At 67.1% G+C, this 24,049-nt stretch carries 25 protein-coding genes and 1 tRNA gene; 15 read left to right on the forward strand and 11 right to left on the reverse strand.

The annotated features are described in order from the left end of the window. Positions 1-33: 33 nt before the first annotated feature. The 7 genes from G432_RS00735 to G432_RS00765 all read right to left on the reverse strand — a co-directional run bounded on the left by G432_RS00735 (position 34) and on the right by G432_RS00765 (position 8,080). Positions 34-1,851, reverse strand: coding sequence for a DUF885 domain-containing protein (locus G432_RS00735; protein WP_015456889.1), 1,818 nt, complete (start codon positions 1,849-1,851; stop codon positions 34-36). A 116-nt stretch (positions 1,852-1,967) separates the two neighbouring features. After that, a complete protein-coding gene (locus tag G432_RS00740) occupies positions 1,968-2,432 on the reverse strand; it encodes a nuclear transport factor 2 family protein (RefSeq protein WP_015456890.1) in 465 nt (154 codons plus the stop codon). A 35-nt stretch (positions 2,433-2,467) separates the two neighbouring features. Next, positions 2,468-3,469 (reverse strand): quinone oxidoreductase family protein, encoded by a 1,002-nt coding sequence (locus G432_RS00745; RefSeq protein ID WP_015456891.1) that lies wholly within the window; start codon positions 3,467-3,469, stop codon positions 2,468-2,470. A gap of 118 nt (positions 3,470-3,587) precedes the next feature. Beyond that, entirely contained in the window at positions 3,588-4,559 is a 972-nt protein-coding gene (locus tag G432_RS00750) for an alpha/beta hydrolase (RefSeq protein WP_015456892.1), read from the reverse strand. Positions 4,560-4,575: 16 nt separating this feature from the next. Beyond that, on the reverse strand, positions 4,576-6,183 hold the full coding sequence (locus G432_RS00755) for an acyl-CoA carboxylase subunit beta (RefSeq protein ID WP_041865032.1): 1,608 nt from the start codon (positions 6,181-6,183) through the stop codon (positions 4,576-4,578). Next, positions 6,183-6,605 carry an acetyl-CoA carboxylase biotin carboxyl carrier protein subunit gene (locus tag G432_RS00760; RefSeq protein ID WP_015456894.1) on the reverse strand — a complete coding sequence of 141 codons (423 nt, stop codon included), beginning with the start codon at positions 6,603-6,605 and terminating at the stop codon, positions 6,183-6,185. The genes G432_RS00755 and G432_RS00760 overlap by 1 nt, the downstream gene beginning before the upstream one ends. Continuing rightward, entirely contained in the window at positions 6,605-8,080 is a 1,476-nt protein-coding gene (locus tag G432_RS00765) for an acetyl-CoA carboxylase biotin carboxylase subunit (RefSeq protein ID WP_015456895.1), read from the reverse strand. The genes G432_RS00760 and G432_RS00765 overlap by 1 nt, the downstream gene beginning before the upstream one ends. 137 nt (positions 8,081-8,217) lie before the next feature. Here G432_RS00765 and G432_RS00770 point away from each other — a divergent pair, with 137 nt between their 5' ends. Further along, on the forward strand, positions 8,218-9,402 hold the full coding sequence (locus G432_RS00770; RefSeq protein WP_015456896.1) for an acyl-CoA dehydrogenase family protein: 1,185 nt from the start codon (positions 8,218-8,220) through the stop codon (positions 9,400-9,402). Further along, entirely contained in the window at positions 9,402-10,250 is an 849-nt protein-coding gene (locus G432_RS00775) for an SDR family oxidoreductase (protein ID WP_015456897.1), read from the forward strand. The genes G432_RS00770 and G432_RS00775 overlap by 1 nt, the downstream gene beginning before the upstream one ends. A 375-nt stretch (positions 10,251-10,625) precedes the next feature. Here G432_RS00775 and G432_RS00780 read toward each other — a convergent pair whose 3' ends face one another. Next, on the reverse strand, positions 10,626-11,099 hold the full coding sequence (locus tag G432_RS00780; RefSeq protein WP_015456898.1) for an Lrp/AsnC family transcriptional regulator: 474 nt from the start codon (positions 11,097-11,099) through the stop codon (positions 10,626-10,628). Between the two features lie 595 nt (positions 11,100-11,694). Here G432_RS00780 and G432_RS00785 point away from each other — a divergent pair. The 3 genes from G432_RS00785 to G432_RS00795 are packed head-to-tail and all read left to right on the forward strand — an operon-like array spanning position 11,695 to position 14,605. Further along, a complete protein-coding gene (locus G432_RS00785) occupies positions 11,695-12,567 on the forward strand; it encodes a helix-turn-helix transcriptional regulator (protein WP_015456899.1) in 873 nt (290 codons plus the stop codon). A gap of 47 nt (positions 12,568-12,614) precedes the next feature. Continuing rightward, positions 12,615-13,862: an MFS transporter gene (locus tag G432_RS00790; protein WP_015456900.1), complete on the forward strand. Its 1,248-nt coding sequence runs from the start codon at positions 12,615-12,617 to the stop codon at positions 13,860-13,862. Continuing rightward, positions 13,859-14,605: an SDR family NAD(P)-dependent oxidoreductase gene (locus tag G432_RS00795; RefSeq protein ID WP_015456901.1), complete on the forward strand. Its 747-nt coding sequence runs from the start codon at positions 13,859-13,861 to the stop codon at positions 14,603-14,605. Before G432_RS00790 ends, G432_RS00795 begins: the two co-directional genes overlap by 4 nt. Here G432_RS00795 and G432_RS00800 read toward each other — a convergent pair. Together G432_RS00800 and G432_RS00805 are read right to left on the reverse strand one after the other, a co-directional pair. Continuing rightward, entirely contained in the window at positions 14,590-15,177 is a 588-nt protein-coding gene (locus G432_RS00800; protein WP_015456902.1) for an EthD domain-containing protein, read from the reverse strand. The two genes, G432_RS00795 and G432_RS00800, sit on opposite strands and share 16 nt — an antisense overlap. 133 nt (positions 15,178-15,310) lie before the next feature. Then, positions 15,311-15,724 carry an RrF2 family transcriptional regulator gene (locus tag G432_RS00805; protein ID WP_015456903.1) on the reverse strand — a complete coding sequence of 138 codons (414 nt, stop codon included), beginning with the start codon at positions 15,722-15,724 and terminating at the stop codon, positions 15,311-15,313. A 119-nt stretch (positions 15,725-15,843) separates the two neighbouring features. Between G432_RS00805 and G432_RS00810 the strand changes: the two genes are divergently transcribed. From G432_RS00810 to G432_RS23985, 3 genes are all read left to right on the forward strand, one after another. Then, positions 15,844-15,920: transfer RNA gene (locus G432_RS00810), tRNA-His, on the forward strand. Between the two features lie 100 nt (positions 15,921-16,020). Continuing rightward, the gene (locus G432_RS00815; protein WP_015456904.1) at positions 16,021-17,070 is read left to right on the forward strand and encodes a Leu/Phe/Val dehydrogenase; all 1,050 of its coding nucleotides are present in this window, start codon (positions 16,021-16,023) and stop codon (positions 17,068-17,070) included. 239 nt (positions 17,071-17,309) lie between these two features. After that, the gene (locus G432_RS23985) at positions 17,310-18,122 is read left to right on the forward strand and encodes a nidogen-like domain-containing protein (RefSeq protein WP_015456905.1); all 813 of its coding nucleotides are present in this window, start codon (positions 17,310-17,312) and stop codon (positions 18,120-18,122) included. 57 nt (positions 18,123-18,179) lie between these two features. Here G432_RS23985 and G432_RS00825 read toward each other — a convergent pair whose 3' ends face one another. After that, positions 18,180-19,106: a DMT family transporter gene (locus G432_RS00825; RefSeq protein WP_015456906.1), complete on the reverse strand. Its 927-nt coding sequence runs from the start codon at positions 19,104-19,106 to the stop codon at positions 18,180-18,182. 124 nt (positions 19,107-19,230) lie between these two features. Here G432_RS00825 and ccmC point away from each other — a divergent pair, with 124 nt between their 5' ends. The 7 genes from ccmC to G432_RS00855 are packed head-to-tail and all read left to right on the forward strand — an operon-like array spanning position 19,231 to position 24,015. Further along, positions 19,231-19,947 (forward strand): heme ABC transporter permease CcmC, encoded by a 717-nt coding sequence (ccmC, locus tag G432_RS00830; RefSeq protein ID WP_015456907.1) that lies wholly within the window; start codon positions 19,231-19,233, stop codon positions 19,945-19,947. Next, positions 19,944-20,075 carry a heme exporter protein CcmD gene (gene ccmD, locus G432_RS23075; RefSeq protein WP_144061961.1) on the forward strand — a complete coding sequence of 44 codons (132 nt, stop codon included), beginning with the start codon at positions 19,944-19,946 and terminating at the stop codon, positions 20,073-20,075. Before ccmC ends, ccmD begins: the two co-directional genes overlap by 4 nt. Beyond that, positions 20,072-20,524, forward strand: a complete 453-nt coding sequence (gene ccmE / locus G432_RS00835) for a cytochrome c maturation protein CcmE (protein WP_015456908.1) — start codon at positions 20,072-20,074, stop codon at positions 20,522-20,524. The genes ccmD and ccmE overlap by 4 nt, the downstream gene beginning before the upstream one ends. After that, a complete protein-coding gene (locus tag G432_RS00840) occupies positions 20,521-22,446 on the forward strand; it encodes a heme lyase CcmF/NrfE family subunit (protein ID WP_015456909.1) in 1,926 nt (641 codons plus the stop codon). The genes ccmE and G432_RS00840 overlap by 4 nt, the downstream gene beginning before the upstream one ends. Beyond that, entirely contained in the window at positions 22,443-22,982 is a 540-nt protein-coding gene (locus G432_RS00845; RefSeq protein ID WP_015456910.1) for a DsbE family thiol:disulfide interchange protein, read from the forward strand. Before G432_RS00840 ends, G432_RS00845 begins: the two co-directional genes overlap by 4 nt. Then, on the forward strand, positions 22,979-23,386 hold the full coding sequence (locus G432_RS00850; protein ID WP_015456911.1) for a cytochrome c-type biogenesis protein: 408 nt from the start codon (positions 22,979-22,981) through the stop codon (positions 23,384-23,386). The genes G432_RS00845 and G432_RS00850 overlap by 4 nt, the downstream gene beginning before the upstream one ends. Then, entirely contained in the window at positions 23,386-24,015 is a 630-nt protein-coding gene (locus G432_RS00855) for a cytochrome c biogenesis factor-like protein (RefSeq protein WP_015456912.1), read from the forward strand. Before G432_RS00850 ends, G432_RS00855 begins: the two co-directional genes overlap by 1 nt. Positions 24,016-24,049 lie beyond the last annotated feature (34 nt).

Consider the following 24,049-nt stretch of genomic DNA (forward strand, 5'->3'; position numbering starts at 1 on the left):
GATGATGCGCGTCGAGATGCCCGATCGGTCGGGTCAGGCCTTGCGGGCGGCGATCCGCTCGTTCACGCGGGCTTCCAGGATGGTGAGCGGCATGGCGCCATCCAGCAGCACATCGTGGAACCAGGCGAGGTCGAACCTGTCGCCAAGTTCTGCCTCCGCGCGCTTGCGCAGTTCCACCCACTTGTTGTGGCCCACCTTGTAGCTGCAGGCCTGTCCCGGCCACACGCAATAACGCTCCACCTCGCGCAGCGAACGCGGGCGCGGGAAGCCGGTGTTGGCGACCATGTAGTCGGTCGCCTGCTCGCGGGTCCAGCGCTTGGCGTGGATGCCGGTATCGATCACCAGCCGCACCGCGCGGAACAGCAGGGACTGGAGGCTGCCGGCGATGCCGAGGCGATCGTCGCCATAGGCACCCAGTTCCTCTGCCACGCCTTCGGCATAGAGCGCCCAGCCTTCGCCATAAGCGGAGAAGAAGGTCTGGCGGCGCAGGATGGGGATGCCCTGGGTTTCCTGCGCCAGGCTGCCCTGCAGATGGTGGCCGGGCACGGCTTCGTGGAAGGTCAGCGCCGGCAGGCCGTATTTCGGCCAGTCATGCGTGTCCTTGAGGTTGATGTAGTAGATGGCGTCGCGCGATCCATCGAGCGCGGCCGGATTGTAATAGCCGTTAGGCGCGCCATCCTGGATGAACACCGGCACGCGGCGCACCTCGATCGGCGCCTTGGGCAGGGTGGAGAAGGCGCGGGGCAGCAGCGCCGTCATCTTGTGGATGTCGGCATTCAGGCTGGCGAGCAGCGCGGCGCGGCCTTCGTCGGTGTTGGGATAAAGCTGCTTCGGATCGGCGTTGAGCGCGGTCAGCCGTTCGCCGACGGTGCCCTGCGTCATCCCTTCGGCCTTCAGGATCGTATCGATCCGCGCGGTCAGCTCCGCCACCTGCTCCAGCCCGATCTGGTGAATCTCCTCGGGCGACAGGGTGGTCGTGGTGCTGTTGGCGAGTGCATCGGCATAGAAGGCCGCGCCTTCGGGCAGGCGCCACACGCCTGCGTCGCTGCTGGCGGTGGCGCGAAGCTGCTTCACCAGCGCGATCTGGCGATCGAGCGCGGGGAATATCTTGCCGGAAACGATCTTCGCGGCCTGGGCCGCCCAGTCGCCGGCAATGCCCTTCTCCTTGGTCCGACGCGCGATCGACTGGACCAGCACCGTCTCCGCCGCCGGCTTGCCGCGCAGCGCCTCGAGCTGGGCGATGGTCAGGTCCAGCGAGAAATCCGGGGCGACCGCGCCATAAGCCGCTTCGGCCCGCTGGCGCTCGCTGTCCTGATCGAGCACGGTCGCGAAGGCGTCGAGGCGGGCGAGATAGGCATCGGCATCGGCCTTGTTCTCGATACCATGCTGGGAATCGAGGAAATCGGGCACGCCCTGATAGGCGCCGCCGAGCTGGCTGATCGCATAAGGCGACCAGATGCCGTCCACCGATCCGAAGGGATATTTGCCCAGGCCCTTGATGTCCTGGGCCAGCATATATTCGGTGACGTCATAATTGACGTGGCCGAGCGAGGAGAGCGCCGCGCGGTCGACGCGGGCGAGCCGCGCCGCCTGATCCTTGGCGCGCACGAGCCGCTTGGCCCGCCCGCTGGTGGAATAATCGCTGAGCTTGCTCTTCAGCGCCGCGCGCTGGCCCTTGTCCAGCCCCTGGCTGGTCGCGGCTTCGGGGCTGTCCTCCAGGCTCTCGTAGAAGAAGCTGTCGAGCAGCGCGTTGAGCGCGCCATCGGCATCGGTTTTGGCGAAGAGCGGCGCGGGCAGGGCGGCGCCGAGCACCAGCGCGCCGGACGAGACCAGGAAGGAACGGCGATCCATATGGGATTGTCTCCGAAACAAGCGTGATGGCGGCGAAACTGCATGTTTTGCAGGTCAAGGCCAAGCCGTTCGTCGCCAGCTTTATGTCGTTCGTCGAAAGCGGGTTTTCGGGGGCCTCAACCGACCCGCGCGCTGGTGACCGCCGCCGGCCCGCGCGAGATGGCGCATGTGTAGACGCGCGCCTTCACCCGCCAGCCGTCAACGGTGCGGACGAGATCGTCCTCATACTGCCCCCACATCGAATATTGCTCGCCGGCATAATCGCCCTGGCCGAGATGCTCGGCATAATAATGGACCTTGGCGTGCGCATGATCGCCATCCACGCGCACCCGGAAATTGCCGACATTGTGATGGGTGGCCCCGCAATTGGAATCCGGGCCGAGATTGGCGTGCATCGATGCGATCAGGCTGGCGCGATCGGGGCTGATCACGCCGGGGCCGAGCGCCTGGGTGTAATCCCCGGTCGCGTCCTCGGTGAACACCTCGTGCATGTCGTCGAAGGTCTTGGCGTCGACGATCTCGCAATAGCGGACATAGACCTGTTCGATCGCATCCTTGTCGATCAGATATTGCAGCGACATGGGGCAGCCTTTCGAATGTAGGGAGGGGAAGGCGCTCAGCGGCCGAGCGCTTCGTTCACCACGAGCACGATCTTGCCGCGCACATGGCCCGCCTGGATCTTCCGATGCGCCTCGCCGGCCTGATCGAGCGGCATCAGCGTGATTTCCGGCGCGTGGATACTGCCCTCCGCCAGCGCTGCCACCAGCGCCGCAAGCTGGCGCGGCTGGTTGGCGTGGCTGGAAATCGTCGGCACGACGCGCACGCCGCGCGCCTCGGCACGGGCGGGATCGATGGTCGGCTCGTCGGCGATCAAGGTGGCGATCGGCGCGATCACGCCGCCCTTCCGGGTGAACTCCACCGCCTCCAGCAGCGATCCCTGGCCGACCGTGTCGACCACGAGGTCCACGCCCTCCGGCGCCCAGGCGCGCACCGCATCGGCGACATCGCCCTGGCGATAATCGATCGCCAGCTCCGCCCCCAGGCCACGGACATAATCCATATTGGCAGGCCCGCAGGTGGCGGCGACGCGGGCGCCGGCCATGCGGGCAAGCTGGATGGCATAGCTGCCGGTGCCGCCCGCGCCGCCATTGACCAGCACGATGGAGCCCGCCTCGGTGCCTCCGACATCGAACACCGCTTCCCAGGCGGTGATGGCGGCGGTCGGCATCGCCGCGGCATCGACCAGCGCGACATGATCGGGCAGCTTCACGCATCGTTCTTCGATGGAGGCGACGAACTGGGCGTAGGAGCCGCGCTCGCCGATGCCCTGGTTGGATGCGGTGACGACCCGGTCGCCCACCTTCAGGCCGGTGACGCCTTCGCCCACCTCCGCGACGATGCCGGCCGCGTCGAAGCCGACGACGAAGGGGAACTGATATTGGAAATAGCGGGAAAGCCAGCCCTCACGGGCCTTCCAGTCGGCGGGGTTGACGCCGGCATAGGCCACCTCGACCACGACATTGCCGGGCGCGGCGCGGGGGCGTTCGATCGTGGCGATGTGGAGCACCTCCGGCCCGCCGAACTCGTCGAGCACCATCGCCTGCATCAGATCGCCCATTCCGTCTCTCCCATATTGCCGATTTTCGGCCTGGAGTGACTAATCGGTGGGCAGGTGGGGCATCCGCAAGCGCAAACTGCTTCCAGATTGCGCCAAATGCGCCAAAATGCGTAGAGACTCAGCCGATGGCGCGGCGGAGCGCCTCCAGGCTGGCGCTGTTGAAGCCGCGCGAGACAGCGGCATCGGGCGCGAAGCCGTTGAAGCCGTGATAGGCGCCGGGGGCCACGACCAGCTCGGTCGGCACGCCGGCGGCGATCAGCCGCCGGCCATAATCGAGATTCTCGCCGACGAAGAGGTCGAGCGCGGCGGTGCCGAGGAAGGTGGGCGGCAGGCCGGAAAGATCCTCCACCCGCGCCGGCACCGCATTGCGCGGCGGCTCGCCGGTGCCGGCGGGATGGCCGAGCAGGGCGGACCAGCCAAAGGCGTTGGAGGCGGCCGTCCACACGAAATCGCCGGCATAGGGCAGGGCAGGCACGGTCGATCCCGTCCGGTCGTCGATCATGGGATAGATCAGATGCTGGTGCCGGATGCGGTATTCGCCCCGATCGCGCGCGACCAGCGCCAGCGATGCGGCATGGCCGCCGCCCGCGCTTTCGCCGCCGATCGCGATGCGCTGGTGATCCACGCCCAGCCGGTTGGCATTGGCGTGCAGCCAGCCGAGCGCGGCATAGCAATCCTCGACCGCGCCGGGCCAGCGCGTTTCCGGGGCGAGGCGATAGTCGACCGAGAGCAGGATGCAGCCGATCGCGGCCGCCAGCGATCGGTTGGAAAGCTCGCTCATCGCCGCATCGCCCAGCACATAGCCGCCGCCATGGATGTGGAGATAGGCGCCGCTCTGCCCGGTCCGGCCGGGGGGCGTGTAGAGCAGGCAGGATACGTCCGGCTCGCCATCGCGTCCCGGCACGGTGATGCGCTCCACCGCAACGCCCGCCGCCGGCCCCTGCGGCGGGGGAACGTCCACGCCGAAGCCTTGCGCGCGCATGACCGGTAGCAGGTCTTCGTTCAGGTCGAAGGTCGGAAACGCATCGAGCGCGGCCCGGAGCTCGGGATCGACGAGATGCAGGCTGGCGGAATGCGTCTCGACAGTCATGGTCTTCTCCCGATCGCTACAGGCGGAAGACCCCATAATGCGGGTCTTCGATCGGCGCGTTCAGCGCCGCGCTGATGGCTATCCCGAGCGCGTTGCGCGTGTCCACCGGATCGAGCAAGCCGTCGTCCCAAATTTCGGACGTGGCGTAATAAGCGCTTTGTTCGCGCTTATAGCCTTCGATCACTGGATCGCGGATCGCGTCGATCTGCTCCGCCGTCAGCGTATCGCCGTTGCGGGCGAGCTGGCGCAGCTTGATGTCGGTCAGCACGTTGGCGGCCTGCTCCGCGCCCATCACCGATGTCTGCCCCTGTGGCCAGCTGAAGAGGAAGCGGCTGTCGAAGGCGCGGCCGGACATGCCGTAGACGCCGGCCCCGAACGCGCCGTTGCAGTTGACGGTGAACTTGGGCACCGACGCGCCCGAAACCGCCATGATCATCTTGGCGCCATCCTTGGAGATGCCGCGCCGTTCATATTCGCGGCCGACCATGAAGCCGGTGATGTTCTGCAGGAAGATCAGCGGGGTGCGGTTCTTGTCGCAGAGCTGGATGAAGTGCGCGCCCTTCAGCGAGCTGTCGTTGAACAGCACGCCGTTATTGGCGAGGATGCCGACCTGATAGCCCCAGATGCGGGCAAAGCCGCAGACCAGCGTCTCGCCGTAACGCGGCTGATATTCGTGGAAGCGGCTGCCGTCGACGATGCGGGCGATCACCTCGCGCATGTCGAAGGTGGTGCGGCTGTCCTGCGGCAATATGCCGTAGAGTTCCTGCGGGTCGTAATATGGCGGCTCGGGCTCGGCCCAGTCGACCTGCGCCTTTTCCGCGCGGGTGAAGCGGCCGACGATCTCGCGCGCGATGGCGATGGCGTGCCGTTCGGACGAGGCGGGATAGTCCGCCGTGCCGGACACGCTGGTATGCATGTCGGCGCCGCCCAGTTCCTCCACCGTCACTTCCTCGCCGGTCGCGGCCTTCACCAGTGGCGGGCCGCCCAGGAAGATCGCGCCGGTGCCCCGGACGATGACGTTGTAATCGCTGAGCGCGGGGATATAGGCCCCGCCCGCCGTGCAATGGCCCATGACGACGGCCACCTGCGGCACACCCATCTTGGAAAGGATGGACTGGTTCCGGAAGATGCGCCCGGCATGATAGCGATCGGCGAAGAATTCGGCCTGCAAGGGTAGGAAGCCGCCCGCCGAATCGCACAGATGCACCACCGGCAGCCGGTTCTCGATCGCGATATCCAGCGTGCGGACGATCTTCTTCACCGACAGCGGATACCAGGCACCGCCCTTTACGGAGGCGTCGTCGGCGTGGATCACCACCTCGCGGCCGGAAACCACGCCGATGCCGGAAAGCTGGCCGGCACCGGGCACATCGCCGTCATAGGCCATGTTGGCGGCCAGCGTCGAAAGCTCCAGGAACGGGGTGCCGGGGTCCAGCAGCGCCTCCAGCCGATCGCGCAGGAACATCTTGCCCTGCCGGTCCAGCCGGTCGCGGTCGCGCTGGGGGCGGACATTGCGGACGGCCTCCTGCTTCTCCCGCAGTTCCGCCACCATTCGCAGATTGTGCGCGCGATTGGCCTGGTAGGTCGTCCCGGACGTGTCGATCCGGCTGTGGATGCGGCGCATCATAGGGCGATTGCTTCCAGGGTTATGAGCGCGGCATCGCGTTCGAAGGTCTGGCCGATGGCGCGATGCACCGTCATCACCACGCCGTCGCGCGGGGCCTTGATGGCGGTTTCCAGCTTCATGCTTTCGATCACCATCATGATCTCGCCCTCGGCGACGCTGTCGCCGTCCGTCACCGCCACCTGGATCACCGATCCGGGCATGGGCGCGCGGGCCACGTCATCGCCGCCGCTGGCGCTTTCCTCCTCGAAATGGGTGATGGGGTCCTGCCAGACCAGCTCGTGCGCGGCGCCATCGACATGGACCCAGATATGGTCCCCGTCCCTCGCCACGATCGCCTCTTCCGGCGGCGGTGCTTTCAGGTCCGCCGGGGCCAGCGCCGCCGGATGGGCGACGCCGTCGATCAGGAAAAATCCGGGCATCAGTTCCGCCACCCCCCGATAGCCGCGTGCATCGCCGGGATCTCGGCCGCCTCGCGCACCAGTTCGGGCACGTGCCGGGCGGCGATCGCGACCAGCCGGGCCAGCGTCGCCTCGTCGGCCACGGGCTCCGCCGCCAGTTCGGTCCTTTCGCCGATCAGGCCGGTATGGATGTCGCCCGCGATCACGGCCGGATCGCCCATCAACCGGCGGAGATAGCCGATATTGGTCTTGAGCCCGAGCAGCACCAGGCCGGCCAGCGCCCTGTCGGCACGGGCGATCGCCTCGGCGCGATCCTCGCCATGGACGATCAGCTTGCCGATCATCGGATCGAACGCCGCCGATATCCGCCCGCCTTCGCTGACCCCGCCGTCGAAGCGGGCGCCGGCCGGCGCCGCCAGCCGCAGCACCGGGCCGGTCGTGGGTGCGAAATCGCGGGCGCTGTCCTCCGCGCAGATGCGCAGCTCGATCGCATGGCCGGAGCGCGTGACCGCGGTCTGATCGAAGGCCAGTGGCTGGCCGGCGGCGATGCGGAGCTGCTGCTCCACCAGGTCGATGCCGGTGATCGCTTCCGTCACCGGATGTTCCACCTGGAGGCGGGTGTTCATCTCCAGAAAGTAGAATTCGCCCTGGCCGTAGATGAACTCCACCGTTCCGGCGTTGCGATAGCCTGCCGCCCGCGCGATGCCCGCCGCCGTCTCGCAGATCCGCTCGCGCTCCTGCGGCGTGAGCGCGGGGGAGGGGGCTTCCTCCACGATCTTCTGGAAACGGCGCTGCAGCGAGCATTCGCGTTCGAACAGGTGGACGACATTGCCATGCGCGTCGCCCAGCACCTGCACCTCGATATGGCGGGGGCGTTCGATATAGCGTTCGACGAACAGCCGCCCGTCGCCGAAATAGCGTTCGCCCTCGCTGCGGCCGCGCGCGATCTCCTGCTCCAGCACCGCCATGTCGCGCACGATGCGCATGCCCTTGCCGCCGCCGCCGGCCGAAGGCTTTATCAGGATCGGCGCGCCGAGCGCGCGGGCGCGTTCCACGAAGGTCGCGGGATCATCGTCCTCGATGGCCGAGGGTGCGACAGGGAAGCCATGCCGTTCGACGAAGGCGCGCGCGCGCACCTTGTCCCCCATCAGCTCGATCGTGTCCGGTTCCGGCCCGACGAAGATCATGCCGGCCGCCGCCACGGCGCGCGCGAAGCCCGCATTCTCCGAAAGGAAGCCATAACCCGGATGGATCGCCCCGGCGCCCATGTCGCGCGCCGCCGCGATGATCTGCGGAATATCGAGGAAAGCGGCGACCGGCGTCGGCCCTTCGATCCAGCGCACGTCGTCGGCCAGCGCGAGCGCGGGCGATCCCTCGTCCACGCGGTGCGCCACCAGCAGCGCGCGCAGGCCCAGCGCCTTCACCGTGCGCGCCAGGCGCGCGGCGATCTCGCCGCGATTGGCGATCAGCACCGATTCGAATGGAAAGGCGGTCATCCCGCTCTGATCCTCCCCAACGTACGCAACTCCCGGCTTTCCGGCTTCGGCCCGCCCGGCCTTGATTGACATAATAGTGAATGGCGTTCATTTTAACGTCAAGGCCCTCGATGAAGGAAGGGCGAAGGGAGCTGGATTTGGGGACGAACATCTTCCCGGGCGGGTTTGCTCTGACGTCGGAGCAGCAGGAGATATTGGATACGGCCAGCGCCTTCGCGCGCGATCGCTTCGCCCCGCTTCAGCAGCGGATGGACGATGAGGAATGGTGGCCGCCGGAAGCGATGCCGGAGCTTGGCCGCATGGGCTTCCTGGGCGTCACCGCGCCCGCCCGCTTCGGCGGCGCGGACAGCGATTTCTTCACCTCGGGCCTGATCGCGCAAGGATTGGCGCGGTGGAACCATTCGATCGCGCTGAGCTATGTCGCGCATGAGAATCTCTGCCTCAACAATATCGCCCGCAATGCATCGGAGGAGGTGAAGGCGCGTTACCTGCCGGGCCTGTGCGACGGGTCCGCGATCGGCGCGCTGGGCCTTACCGAGCCGGGCGCAGGCTCCGACGCGCTCGGCTCCATGGCTACCACGGCGCGCCGCGAGGGTGGCAAATATCTGCTCAACGGCCGCAAGCTCTATATCACCAACGGGCCCGTGGCGGACGTGATCCTCGTCTATGCGCGGACCGACAAGGAAGCCGGCACCAAGGGCATTTCGGCCTTCATCGTGGAAAAGGGCTTCAAGGGCTTCAAGGTCGCCCAGAAGCTGGACAAGATGGGCTTCCGCGGATCGACCACCGCGGAACTGGTGTTCGACGATTGCGAGGTGCCGGCGGAAAATCTCGTCGGCGTGGAAAATCGCGGCGTCGGCATCGTCATGAGCGGCCTCGATCTCGAACGCGCCGTGGTGGCGATGCTCAATGTCGGCATGGCCGAGCGCGCGCTCGATCTCGCCATCGATTATGCCAGGACGCGCACCCAGTTCGGCCGGCCGATCGGGGAATTCCAGCTCGTCCAGGGCAAGCTGGCCGAGATGTATGTGGGCGTCGAGACGATGAAGGCGCTCTGCTACCGCACGCTCGCCGAATGCAACGCGATCGGCGAGGATGGCGGCGGCCGGGGCGAGATCCACAAGCTGACGGCGGCGGCGATCCTCCATGCGGCGGAAACCTGCACGCGCGTCATCTCCGATTCGGTCCAGATCCACGGCGGCGTCGGCTATATGCGCGAGGCGGAGATCAACCGGCTCTACCGCGCCTCCAAGCTGCTGGAGATCGGCGCGGGCACCAGCGAGATCCGCAAGCTCATCATCGCCGGCGAACTGCTGCGCTGATGACCGAGGTTTATGGGCGCAGCGACGAGGAACTGGCGACGATCCCGATCGCGCTGGCGCCGGGCCTGTTCGCGGGCAAGGTGGTGGTGGTATCCGGCGCGGGCAGCGGCATCGGCCGGGCGGTGGCGCACTGGTTCGCGAGGCTGGGGGCTAAACTGGTGCTGTGCGGCCGCAAGGCGGAAAAGCTGGAGGCGACGGCCGCCGGCCTTTCCCGCTATGCCGCCGAAACCCTGGTCCATCCGCTGTCGATCCGCGATCCCGAGGCGGTTGCCGCCATGTTCGATGCCGCGTGGGCGCATTTCGGCCGGGTCGATATCCTCGTCAACAATGCCGGTGGCCAGTTCCCGCAGGCGGCGATCGATTTCTCGCCCAAGGGCTGGGCGGCGGTGATCGACACCAACCTCAACGGCACCTGGTACATGATGCAGGCGGCCGCCCGGAAATGGCGCGATGCCGGCCTGCCGGGATCGATCGTCAACGTCGCCACCGTCATCTGGCGGGGCATGCCCGGCGTCGCCCATACCTGCGCGGCGCGCGCGGGCGTGATCTACGGCTCCAAGACGGTCGCGATCGAATGGGCGCCGCTCAACATCCGGGTGAACTGCGTGTCCCCCGGCATCATCGCCACCGAGGGCATGGCCGTCTATTCGGATGAGGCGCGGGCCGAGATGCCGAACACCAACCTGATGCGGCGCTTCGGCCAGGTCGAGGATATCGCCAATGCCGTCTGCTATCTCGCCGGCGATGCCGGCGGCTTCATCACCGGCGAGGTGCTGACGATCGATGGCGGCAACCAGCTCTGGGGCGATCAGTGGACCATCCCCAAGCCGGATTTCTTCAGGGTCTGAGCGCCTGGGCGGGCGAGGCGGGTTGGGGAATGGCGCCACCATTCCCTGATCGTCATGCAGGATCTGTTTCGGCCTTCATCGCGCGCCTCTCCGGCCGGAGAAATGAACTCTGAAAGCCCCCTTCGTCATTCCCGCGAAGGCGGGAATCCATTGTGTCGGGCGCCATCGACTCCATCGAGCCAACCGCATCCTTGGATTCCCGCCTTCGCGGGAATGACGGGGAGGGAGGCTGGCGAAATGGCGCTCCCCCAACATAACAGGAGCGCGCTGCGCGCGCCCGGCTGGGGAGGGAGGCTAGCGAAATGGCGCCCCCCAACCGATGCTCCGGTCGTCAGGCAGGCCCGCGCGGCGTTGGCCGGAATGTGCCCGCGCCGCTTAGAACGGAGCCCATTCCGATACATATTTCATCACCTTGAGCGCGACCGACGGGAATATCTGGTCGACGCCGCGCACCTTGGCGATCACGCCGGTCAATAGCTGGTCCAGTTCGTGAACATCGCGTGCGACCAGCTGGACCTCGAGGTCGTGGATGCCGATCGCCACGGCCACGGTGATAACCTGTTCCATCTCCGCCAGCTCGGCCGCCACGTCGGCGGCGGGACGGCCGCGCACCTGGATGCCGACGGCGGACACGCAATTATAGCCGAGCGCCGCCAGATCGCGCATCGCGACCACGCGCACGATGTCATTATCCTCCAGCCGCCTGAGATGCGCGCGGACGGTGGCTTCCTTCACGCCCACTTCGGTCGCGAGATCGCGGGTGGCGATCCGGCCGTTGCAACGAAGCGCGGCGATGATCTTCTCGTCCAGGCCGTCAATATCGAACGGCGCCCCTGCCTTCTTCACCATCGCCGGATCAGACGTCGATGAAGCGCGATATATGAGACGGCCGCGATGGCCTGAATAATCCTGATCCATGGCCGTTCCCGCCATAGTTTTCACCGAAGACGGCGCCCTTATCTTCGCTCAAGCGATCCCCCTGCAATCGAAATTCATCTTGCCTGTTGATCGTCGCGACGGAAGTTCGGAGAATCCATTGAAGAATTCTCATTCCGGCTTCCCCATTCCATCGAAACGACCGGATCACCTTAGCGGATCGGAACGCCGATACCCGTTACTACGCACGAGCACGGACGAACCTCATCACCTTTGCGGCCCATATCCCCTCCACGTCTCGATTGGTCGTCCCCGGCGCGCGAGAAAGCTTTTGCCATCCGGCCAAATGCGCAATTGTTCGTTCGCTATATTCCGCATTGCGACATGTTGTAGCGGCATGGATGCGGCGACGCGGATATTGCGGGGCGGAGCGGCGCGCCGCAAAGGTTGATTGCGGCCCAACAGATGATAGTCTTGCCAGCAAGATCGCTCAGCGGACGGCGCCCGGATAATCGGGCAGGGCCAGAAAGGCCGGTCGCCGCGTTCGTTCGTGGAGGATAGCTGGGTCATGCACGAGGATCAGGCCGGAGCAATCGAACAGCATTTCGCCGTCGGCGATTTCCGGCTCGATGTGCTTTCGCAGCCCGATACCGGCCCCTTCACCCGCACCCATCTCGTCGACTATCCTTCGATCGCCTATCTGCCGACCGGGCAGGGGGAGGATCCCGTGCGCGGCTGCTTTGGCGAGCCGCGATCGCACCGTTCCTTCGTGCCCTTCGGCGCGGCGGTACTGGTGCCCGCCAACCTTGCCGTCCACGTCCAGTCCACCGGCTATGCGGAACGGCGGCTGCTGATCTGCCGTTTCGACCCGGATATTTTCGAAAGCCTGACCGGGCTTGGCGCCAATGCCAGCGGTGACGAGCTTGCCGCCTGCATCGACGTTCGCGACGCGGCGGTGCTGGCCACGCTGGAACGGCTTTCCATCGCGGTCAGCCGGCCGTCCACGGCGCGCGAGATGCTGGTGCGCGGGCTCGGCATGGTCCTGCTGGCGGAGCTGACCCGCCATTTCGAGCTGGTGCGCGAGCGCGGCTTCCACAGGGCCGGCACGCTCGCGCCCTGGCAGCTCAAGCGGATCGACCAGCGGCTGGCCGACGAAAGCAAGCCCGTGCCCAGCGTGTCCGAGCTTGCATCGCTGTGCGGCATCGGCCGCCGCCATCTGATGCGCGCCTTCAAGGCGACGCGCGGATCGACGGTGATGGAGCATGTCGAGCGGACGCTCTTCGCCCGCGCCGCGCGGATGCTGGGGGAAACCACCATTCCGGTGAAGTCGCTCGCCGTCTCGCTCGGCTATGAACGGCAGGGCAGCTTTTCTGCAGCCTTCCGCCGCCGTTTCGGCGAAACCCCCCGGGACTATCGCGCGCGCGCCTCGGCCGGGCGCTGACCGGCCGATGGCATCGCGGCCCCCGCGCCCTCGTCCGTGATCCGCCGATGAAGCCTCACCGGGCGGAGGGAACTCCGCAACGCCTGCGCGCGGCCGATATCGGCCTGATCGCGATGCTCGCCTTCGTGGTGATGTTCGAAGGCTTCGACATCAGCCTGACCAGCGTGGTCCTGCCTTTCGTCGGCAAGGCTTATGGCGTGGATGCGGAGGGGCTGGGCCGATCGCTTTCGGTGATCGGGCTGGGCGCGATCGCGGCCTGGTTCGTGATCCGGCTGAGCGACCGCTTCGGCCGGCGGCCGGTGCTGCTGCTTTCGGCCGGGGCCTTCTCGATCGGATCGCTCGCAACGATCCTGATGCCGACGATCGAAAGCTATACGCTGGTGCAGGCGCTCACCCGCATCGCCTTGGTCTCCCAGATCGCCACGGCCTATCTGATCGTGTCGGAAAGCCTGCCGCCCGCGCTGCGCGGCCGCGCGGCCGGCCTGCTCGGGGCTTGCGGCAGCTTCGGTGCGGCGCTGCCGGCGGCCCTGCTGGCGACGGCGCTCGATACGTCCTTGTCATGGCGGGGGCTGTTCCTCGTCGGTGGGGCGCCGCTGCTCATCCTGCCTCTGTTGTGGTTCCGGCTTGGCGAAACGCCGGCTTTCACAGCGCGCAAGGCTGCGCCGTCCAATGCGCTGGAAGAGCTGCGGATGCTGGTCGCGCCCGGCCTCAGGCGCCGCTTCGTGGCGATGAGCCTCTTATGGCTGATCGTCAATTTCAGCGCCGTCGTATCGACCTTCTTCTTCACTTTCTATGTGCTCAACGAACGCGGCTGGACGGCGGCGGATTTGGCGCTGATCGCGCCCTTCGGCCTGGGATCGGCCTTCTTCGGCTATCTTGCCGCCGGCTTCCTGATGGACGGCATCGGCCGGCGGGCGACGGCGGCCCTGTTCTTCGTGGCGAACGGCCTTCTCGTCATGATCTGCTACGCCGCCACCGGCTGGCTGGCGATCGCGGCCTGCTATGTCGGCATCCAGGCGATGCTGGGCACATGGACGATATGCTTCACCCTCAATGCCGAGCTGTTTCCCACCCATGTCCGGGCAGCGGCCAATGGCTGGTGCCATAACCTTATCGGGCGTTGGGGAATGGTGGGCACCCCGCTGCTGATCGGTTGGCTTTCCCGCCTGTGGGGGTCCGTTGGCACGACCTGCTTCTGGCTGGGGCTGAGCTGCTTCGCGGCTCTCCCGGTCATCCTGTTCGCGCTGCCCGAAACGCGGGGGCGCAATCTTTCAACCGAGGAGAGTGACGCATGAATCGCATGGTGGGCAAGGTCGCCCTGGTTACCGGCGCCGCATCGGGCATCGGCCGCGCAAGCGCGGTGCGGCTGGCCAGCGAAGGCGCGATCGTGATCTGCGCCGATCGCAATATGGCGGGGGCGGAAGAGACCGCATCCGGCCTTTCCGGGGCCAGTGCCGTTCAGTTCGACGCTGCATCCGCCGCCTCGTGCCGCGATCTCGTCGCGCATGTCGTCGCCAGGCACGGCAAGCTCGACGTGCTGTGCAACATCGCCGGCATCGGCGGCTTCGGCCACGCGGCGGAGATCAGCGATGAAAGCTGGGATCAGCTTGTCGCGATCAACCTGTCATCGATCTTCCACCTCACCAAGGCGGCCTTGCCCCATCTGGAGAAGACCCAGGGCAATATCGTTAACATGGCGTCCGCTTCGGGGCTCGTGGGCGCGGCCTATGCCTCGGCCTATTCGGCCACCAAGGCCGGCGTCGTCGGCTATACCCGCACGGTCGCGATCGAATATGCCGCGCGGCAGGTCCGCGTGAACGCCATCTGCCCCGGTGGGGTGGATACGCCGCTGATCGCGGGCGGCATGGGCGATATCGAGGGCGTGGATTTCGCCCTTATCCTGCGAATGTCGCCGAAGATGGCGCCGCTTGCCCAGCCGGAGGACGTGGCAGCCGCCGTCGCCTTCCTCGCATCCGACGACGCCCGTTTCATCACCGGCATCATGCTGCCGGTTGATGGCGGTCAGACGGCGGGCTGATGCGATATCGGCAACGCTCCTTCGGCCACCACCTGCAGGCTGGCAAGGAGCGTCCAGCCCGATGGCAGGGAGGGGGCGGCGGCTGCCGTGCCCTCCCGAATCAACAGGGCGTCGCAGGGCGCGCGTGACGCAGCGTCGAACGGCGTCAGGAAATCGAGCGTCAGGGCCTCCGCACCGGCCGATGCGGCGACCGCCGCGATCAACCTGGCATTGTCATGCCCGCCGAGGAACTGGACGGTGCGTGGGCCGAGCGGCACGAGGCGGCCTGTCGGCGCGGGTTCGGCCAGGGCGGGGCGGATGTTGGGCGAATCCGCGAAATTGCGCTCGTCCGCCCGCATCCTTTCCCCGGCCTCGCCGGCCAGCAGCGTGGCGATGGCCGCGGGATCGGCCGTCCAGAATTCGGAAATGCAATCGAAGCCGGGTTCCTGCCCGTCGACGATATGATTGCGGACATAGCCGGCGAAATGGAAATAGCTGTCCGCCAGCGGGGCGTGGCGGGTCTCGTAATAATTGCGGAAATCAGGCCGCGCGATGCCGGCCAGGCGGGGCAGGAAGCCGATCGATTTCATCATGCCGCGATGCTGGCCCCGAACCCGGCCGAGGGAAAGGAGCGGGCGGGAGCCGGTGGCGCTTTCGCCACCCGATGGCGCGATTTCCGGGCGATCGGGATCGATCGCTCGGCAGGAAATCGCGATTAAATCGAAATTAAACCGCCATCTTCTCCGAAAGCGATACGCGGTCGAGGATGTTGGCCGTTTCGTCGCGGACGGAAAGCATCACCGCGCGCAGCCGGCAGGTCGCTTCATCCACGCAATTTTCGCACGGATGGTAGGCCAGCCGGGCGGCGCAGGGCACCAGCGCCAGCGATCCGCGCGTCAGCCGCACGATCTCGCCATAGGTGATCTCCTCGGGCGGCCGCGCCAGCCAGTAGCCGCCTTCCTTGCCGCGCAGCGTCTCCACCAGCCCGGCCCGCTTCATTTCCGAAAGGATCACGGTGAGGAATTTCGCCGGGATGTTCTGCGCCTCCGCGATCTCCGGAAGCTGCACCGGACCCTCGCCATAACGATCCCCCAGATGGAGGAGCGCGCGTATTGCATATCGGGTTCGTTGAGAAAGCACGGCGCGTTCTTTGGCGCTGCCCGTGGCGGAGTGCAAGCATTGCGAAAAGGGCGTGCAACCTTTCCTTGACGATGTGGCATAACCGCCCCTATGGAGCCGCCCACCGACGCAATGTCGTGGCGATCGTAGCTCAATCGGTTAGAGCGCCGGTTTGTGGTACCGGAGGTTGCGGGTTCGATCCCCGTCGATCGCCCCATCACCTTATGGCTTGGGAAGCCGGGTGATTTTGGGGATGATTTTCTCGACCAGAAACTTTATTGCAGCGATGCGAAATAAAATTTCTAGAGGTCGAGTCGATGACAGCGCCGTGGGATTTCCCCGATTATGACGACCATGAGGGCGTCCACCTGTTCCGTGATCAGGCATCGGGCCTGACGGCGATCATCGCGATTCACTCGACCGCGCTCGGCCCGGCGGCCGGCGGCACGCGCTTCTGGCATTATCCGAATCGGGCCGACGCCATCACCGATGCGCTGCGCCTGTCGCGGGGGATGAGCTACAAGAACGCCATGGCCGGCCTGCCCATGGGCGGCGGCAAGGGCGTGATCCTCGCCGATCGCAATCGCACCAAGACGCCGGAAATGCTGGCGGCTTTCGGCCGCGCGGTCGAATCGCTCGGCGGGCGCTACGTGACGGCCGAGGATGTCGGCATCACCGATGCGGACATGGTCGAGGTGCGCAAGCAGACCACCCATGTCGCGGGCCTGCCGGTGGGCAGCGACGCGGCCGGCGGCGATCCCGGCCCGTTCACCTCGCTGGGGGTTTTCCTGGGCGTGAAGGCGGCGATTCGCCGCGCGCTGAAGCGGGATGACGTGGCCGGCGTGCATGTGGCGATCCAGGGCGTCGGCAGCGTCGGCGGCGGCCTTGCCCGCCGGCTCGCGGCCGAAGGCGCCCGCCTGACGCTGGCGGACGTCGATGCGGCGCGCGCGGAGCGGCTGGCCGAGGAGCTGGGCGCGAAGACGGTGGCCGCCGGCGATATCGCCCGGGTCGAGGCCGATGTGTTCAGCCCCTGCGCACTGGGCGCCATCCTCGATGAAGCGAGCATTCCGCTGCTTTCGGTGCCGGTCGTCGCCGGCGGCGCGAACAACCAGCTCGCCACCAAGGAAGATGGCGCGCGCCTCCATGCGCGGGGCGTCCTCTATGCGCCCGATTATGTCATAAACGGGGGCGGCATCATCAATGTCGGCCTAGAATATCTGGGCGGCGCAGACCGCGCCGAAGTCGAACGGCGAATCGGTCATATCCCCGGCCGGCTCGAACAGATCTGGCAGGAAAGCGCGGAGACGGGCGATCCTTCCGCCGAAGTGGCGGACCGCATCGCAAGGCGCCTGATCGGCCGCCACTGAGCGTTATTCCTTGCAAGCAACTGGCGGGCCGCCGAATTTCGTCGGCCCGTCTTGCATGGGCCGCCGAGGCGCGGGTTTCTTCATTTCGGAATAAGGGACTCGGCCTGCCGGGAAGGTCGCATTTGTCTGGACGATCGATCGCCGTTGATGATAATCATTGCCAGAGCATTAACCACATAATAACGTGTTCAACCGGGGTCGCGCCCAACGGGAGGTGACCTGTGCGTTTTTCAGTATTCATGCTTGGCGTGTCGGCGATGTTCGTCGGGGGCGCCGCCTATGCGGATACGACTGTCGTTCCGGCGTCGTCGCTAACGTCCTCCGGTAATTACTACACCGATAATATCGGCGATATCGTAGTGATGACCGGGGGCGGCAACGCGCCGGGGATCGGCAATCCTAGCGGCCGGAACGACGACGGCTTCAGCGGGCCGATCGATCTCGGCTTCAACTTCACGCTGTATGGCAACACCTACAGTTCGCTCTACATCAACAATAACGGCAATGTCAGCTTTGGCGCCGGCATATCGGCTTATGTGCCGACGGGGCCGACGGGTGCCAATGCGCCGCTGGTTTCGGTGTTCTTCGGGGATGTCGATACGCGCGGCGCGAATAGCGGGGTGGTGCATTACCAGCTCGACACCCCCGGCCAGCTCATCGTCACCTGGGACAATGTCGGCCGCTATAATGGGCGATCCGATCTGCTCAACTCGTTCCAGCTCGTGCTGCGCAGCGACGATTTCGTCATCCCGACGAACGAAGGCCAGATCGGCTTCTTCTACAAGAATATGGGTTGGGACCAGACGGACACCAGCCAGGTCGCGGCCATCGGTTTCGGTGACGGGGCCGGCAATGCCACGATACTGGAAGGCTCGCTTTCCTCCGGCCTGAACCGCGTGGTCCAGAACAAATATATCTGGTTCAACGCGAATCTGGAGCCGGTGCCGTCCGGCGTTCCTGAACCGACGACCTGGGCGATGATGCTCATCGGCTTCGGCGTGGTCGGCGTATCGATGCGCCGCCGCCAGCGGGTGCGCGTCGCCTTCGCCTGATCGCGAGTGCCCGGCGGCATGTCCGCCGGGCACTCGCACCGCAGATTTTTCCGGCTGTCAGACGGGCGGCGTCGCGGCCACCGAATCGCGGCGCAGGCGATGTTCGCGATAGGCGGTGTAGAGGCCGCTGCCGGCGATCATCGCCGCGCCCGCCAGCGTGGCGAGCGAAGGGCCCGTGGCCCAGATCAGCCAGCCCAGGCTGATGGCGATGATGATCTGCAGATAATCGAACGGCGCCACGGTCGATACCGGGGCCGCGCGCAGCGATGCCGTCATCAGCAGCTGGGCGGCCGCGCCGGCCCAGGCGCCGATGGTCAGCAGGCCGAAGGTGGCGGCGTCATGCCCGCTGCCCCAGATCGCCGTGCCGATGCCGCCGACGATCGCGCAGCCGACGAAGAACCAGAATACGATCGCGCCCACCGTCTCGGTGGAGCCGAGCTGGCGCAGCGTCACCGTCACCGCCGATGTGCCGACCGCGCCGCCCAGCGCCACGAGGATGCCGATCGCGGGAAGGCCGGATGCCGCCCCCGGCCGGGTGATCACCACCACGCCGAGGAAGCCGATCGCCACCGCCAGCCAGCGGTGCCGGCCGACATGCTCGTGCAGCAGCAGCGCCGAAAGGATCGTCGCGAAGATCGGGGCGGTGAAGCCGATGGTGGTGGCGTCCGCCAGCGGCAACAGGATCAGCGCCGTGAAATTCAGGGTGATGCCCGACAGCCCGATGATCGATCGCCACACATGCGCGCGCGGCCGGTTCGGGCGGATGGTGGCGAAGCCCGGCCCGATCGCCAGCCATGCCAGCACGATCGGCAGGCCGAAGATCGATCGGTAGAACACCATCTCGATCGCGATCACGCCATGTTCGCCGGCCAGCTTCATCGCCGCCTGCATGATGCCGAACATCACCACCGAACCGATCCGAAGCAGGATGCCGCGCATCGGATGGTCGGCGGGGCGCGGGGCGGAGATCGTGGCGGTCGGCATCGCGGCCGGCCATAGGGGGCCTGGCCGGGCAGGAAAACAGCCAAAAAGAAACGGCGGGCATATTTTGTCGCATGCCGGCCCGCTTCCCCAGCGCGGCGACCTGCTCTAATAGCACGCTCCACGCATGCATATCTTCGCCAATCCCAATCGATTTCTGGGCATCGCCCGTCCGCTGACGCCCTGGCTTGGCTGGGGCGGCGCCGTGCTGACCGCGATCGCGCTCCTTTCCGGCCTCTTTCTCACGCCGCCCGAGCAGTTGCAGGGGGAAAGCGTCAGGATCATGTATGTCCACGTCCCCTCGGCCTGGCTCGGCATGGGCGGCTGGACGGGGATCGCGGTCGCCAGCCTGATGCAGCTCGTCTGGCGGCATCCGCTGGCGGCGGTGGCGGCCCGCGCGGTCGCGCTGCCGGGCGCGTTGTTCACGGCCATCTGCCTCGTCACCGGATCGATCTGGGGCCGGCCGACCTGGGGCACCTGGTGGGAATGGGACGGGCGGTTGACCTCGATGCTGGTGCTGCTGTTCCTCTACATTGCCTATATCGCGCTGGCCGGCGCGACGGCGGATCGGGCGGGCGGCAGCCGGGTGGCGGCGATCTTCGGCCTTGTGGGGGCAATCAACATTCCGATCATCAAATATTCGGTCGACTGGTGGAATACGCTCCACCAGACGGCCAGCATCACGCTCACCAAGAACACGATCGATCCGTCGATCCTGTGGCCGCTGCCGATCGCGCTCATCGGCTTTTCCATGCTGTTCGGCGCGATCGTGCTGATGCGGATGCGCGCCCTGCTTGCCGAGGCGCGGATCGAGGCCCGGCTGAAGCGGATGGCCGACGCATGAACCACTGGCCCTTCATCATCGCCGCCTACGCCATCACCATCGCCGGCCTCGCCGGCCTGACCTTGGCGAGCTATGCCGCCATGCGCCGGGCCGAGGCGCGGGCCGACGCCGTCAGGAAATCGCGATGAAGGCGAAGCATCAGCGCCTCGTGCTGGCGCTCGTCGCGGTCGGCGCGATCATCGGCGCGGCCTTCCTCGCCATGTCTGCGCTCAAGGACACCGCGGCGCTGTTCCGCACGCCGAGCGAGGTGGCGAAGGGGCAGGTGCCGGTCGACAAGCCGATGCGGCTTGCCGGCATGGTCGTGCCGGGATCGATCGCCCGCGATGCCGATGGCGTCACCATTCGCTTCCTGCTGACGGACGAGGGGGCGACCGCGCCGGTGCGCTTCAGGGGCATAACCCCCGATCTGTTCAAGGAAGGATCGGGCGCCGTCGCGGAAGGGCGGCTGGGCGCGGACGGCATCTTCGTGGCGGACAATATCCTGGCCAAGCATGACGAACGCTACATGCCGCCGCAGATGGAAAGCGCGATGAAATCCGAAAAGGACAAGGCCGCCAGGCAGGGAAGGCAGCCATGATCGCGGAGGCCGGTCTCGCCGCGCTCTGGCTCGCGGCGGCGCTCGCGGGGCTGGAATTGCTGCTGGCGGTCCTCGGCCTGCGCGGCCGGGGCGAGCTGATGGCGAGCGTGCGCCCGATCGCGGTGGTGCAGGGCATCCTCGTCGCCATCGCCTTCGCGTGCCTCATCATCCTGTTCGTGCGCGTGGACCTCAGCGTCGCCTTGGTCGTCGCCAACGATCATTCGGCCAAGCCGCTGCTCTATCGCTTCGCCGGCGCCTGGGGGAACCATGAAGGCTCGATGCTGATGTGGGTGACCATATTGGCGCTGGCCGGCGGCGCCGTCGCGCTGTTCGAACGCAATCTCAACGAACGCACGCTGATCGCCACGCTGGGCGCGCAGGCGTTCATCGGCCTCGGCTTCTATGCCTTCCTGCTCTTCGCCTCCAACCCGTTCGAACGGGTGAGCCCGCCGCCGGCCGAGGGCAACGGCCTCAACCCCCTGCTGCAGGATCCCGGCCTCGCCTTCCATCCGCCGACGCTCTACCTCGGCTATGTCGGCCTGTCGGTCGCCTTCTCCTTCGCGGTCGGGGCGCTCGTCACCCGCGACGTCGGCCCCGCCTTCGCCCGCGCGATGCGGCCATGGGTGCTGGCGGCGTGGATCATGCTCACCCTCGGCATCACTGCCGGCAGCTACTGGGCTTATTATGAGCTGGGCTGGGGCGGCTGGTGGTTCTGGGACCCTGTGGAGAACGCCTCGCTGATGCCGTGGCTGGCGGCGACGGCGCTGCTCCATTCGGTGACGGTGCTGGCCACCCGCGACGGCCTGCGCGCCTGGACGGTGATGCTGGCCGTCGTCGCCTTCTCCATGAGCATGGTGGGCACCTTCCTCGTCCGTTCCGGCATCCTCACCTCGGTCCACGCCTTCGCGGTCGATCCGCAGCGCGGCGCCTTCATCCTCGGCCTGCTGGTCATCTATATCGGCGGCGCGCTCACCCTGTTCGGGCTACGCGTGGGCACGGTGAAGGAAGGATCGCAGTTCGAGGCGATCAGCCGGGAAGGGGCGCTGGTCGTCAACAACCTGCTGCTCTCCGCCATCCTCGGCATCGTCCTGGTCGGCACACTCTATCCGCTGATGGCGGAAGCAATGACGGGGGAGAAGCTTTCGGTCGGCCCGCCTTATTTCAACAGTGCCGCCGGGCCGATCGCCCTGCTGCTGATGGTGGTGATGGCCGCCGGCCCGCTGCTCAAATGGCGGCGGGACGACTGGCGGCCGCTGGTCGCCCGCCTCGCCGTGCCGGCGCTGCTGACGGCGCTGGCGCTGCTGGCGCTGGCCATCTGGGCGCCGCCCATCGGCATCTTCCCGCTGCTCGGGCTGGTGCTGGCGGCGGGCGTCGCCGCGGCCAGCGTGGCGCCCTTGTGGAAGCGCAAGCTCCGCCGCACGCCTTTGTTCATCTGGGGGATGGTGATCGCGCATCTCGGGGTGGCCGTGGCGTTGGTCGGCATGGCATCCGAAACCGCCTTCACCAAGGAAACGCTGGTGGCTGCCCGGCCGGGCGAAACGCACCGCGTCGGCCCCTGGGCGGTCCGCTTCGACGGCGTCGAGCCCGTGGCCGGCCCGAACTGGACGGCGGTGGAAGCCACGCTCACCGCCACGCGCGGCACGTCGCCCGCACGCAGGCTCACCACCCAGTCGCGCATGTTCTATGCGCCGCCCACCGAAACCAACGAGGCATCGATCACCACCGTGCTCGATGGCCAGCTTTATGTCGTGCTCGGCAATTCGGACGATCAGGGCCGCTGGCAGCTCCGCTTGTGGTGGAAGCCGTGGGTGACCCTCATCTGGATCGGCGGCGGCCTGATCGCGCTGGGCGGCGCGCTTTCGCTGCTCGGCCGCGTGCTGCGCGAACGCCGCAGCCGCCTGGCGCAGGAGGCCTGGGCATGAAGCTTCGGACCGTGCGGATCATCCTGTGGGCGCCGTTGATCCTGTTCCTGATCTTCGTCGGCGCCTTCGCCACCGGTCTGATCCGGCCGGAAAGCCGGGTGATCCCGTCCAAGATGGTCGGCAAGCCGCTGCCGCAATTCGTGTTGCCCTCGGGCGCGCCGGGCATGCAGGGCCTTTCCACCGCCGATTTCGCGAAGGGCGAGCCGCGCCTGCTCAACGTCTTCGCCAGCTGGTGCGTGCCCTGCGCGGCGGAGGCGCCCCAACTCACCCAATTGGCCGAAGCCGGCGTGAAGATCGATGCGATCGCCATCCGCGATCGGCCGGAGGATGTGGCCGGCTTCCTCGGTCGCTGGGGCAATCCCTATCAGCGGATCGGCAGCGACACGCAGAGCGCCGTCCAGATCGCGATGGGTTCCGCCGGCGTGCCCGAAACCTTCGTCGTCGATGGCAAGGGCATCATCCGCCACCAGCATATCGGCGAGATCCGGCCCGAGGACGTGCCCGCCATCCTGGCGGCGGTGAAGGCCGCGCGATGAGGCGGCTGGCGATCCTTCTGGCCATGGCGATGGCGGCGCCCGCGCTGGCGGATTCGGCGATGCCCCCGGCCGAGCTTGCCTACAGCCAGCTTCCCGACCCCGCGCAGGAGGCCAGGGCCACCGCGCTCATGAAGACGCTGCGCTGCCTCGTCTGCCAGGGCCAGTCGATCGCGGATTCGGATGCGGAGATGGCGGGCGACATGCGCGCGCTCGTCCGCAGCCGCATCGCCGCCGGCGAAACCCCCGATCAGGTGCGCGGCTGGCTGATCGAGCGTTACGGCAATTGGGTGAGCTACGATCCGCCGCTCGATCGGCTGACATGGCCGCTCTGGGTGCTGCCGGCGGTGCTGATCGCAGCGGGCGCGTGGCTTGCCCGCGGCCGGTTCAGGAAAAGGAAGCGCTGATGGGCTGGGCGATCATCGCGGCGATGGCGCTGGCCGTGCTCGGCCTGCTGTGGAAATTCGGCCGACTGCCGCGCGGCGGGCTGGAATTGACGGGCGCGGCCCTGTTCCTCGGATTGGCGGGCTATGCCTGGCAGGGCAGCCCCACGCTGGCCGGCAGCCCCACGCCCCCCCGCGCCGCGACGCGCCAGCCGGATACGGCGACGGCGCAGGAGCGGGCAGCGATGTTCCCGGAAGTGGGCGGCGACGCCAACGTCCTCCAGGCCGCGCAGAACCTGCATGAACAGGGCCTCGATGCCTATGCCATCGCCACGCTCCGCGCCGGGCTCAACCGCAATCCGCGCAGCGCCGATCTCTGGGTGGGGCTGGGCAATGCGCTGGTGGTCTATGCCGATGGCCGCATGTCGCCGGCGGCGAAGCTCGCCTTCGATCGCGCGGCGCAGATCCAGCCCGATCATCCGGGGCCACCCTTCTTCCTCGGCCTCGCCTTCGCCCAGGCCGGCCAGTTCGATCAGGCCGAAGCGATTTGGCGCGGGCTGCTGGCGCGCAGCCCCGAAAACGCGCCCTGGCGCGGCGATATCGAACAGCGCCTCGGTCAGCTCGAGATGATGCGCGCGCAGATGGGGCGTTAAGCCCAGAACCACATTCCCAGGAAAGACTGCGGAT

The sequence above is a fragment of the Sphingomonas sp. MM-1 genome (genome assembly GCF_000347675.2).
Taxonomy (GTDB): Bacteria; Pseudomonadota; Alphaproteobacteria; order Sphingomonadales; family Sphingomonadaceae; genus Sphingomonas_E; species Sphingomonas_E fennica.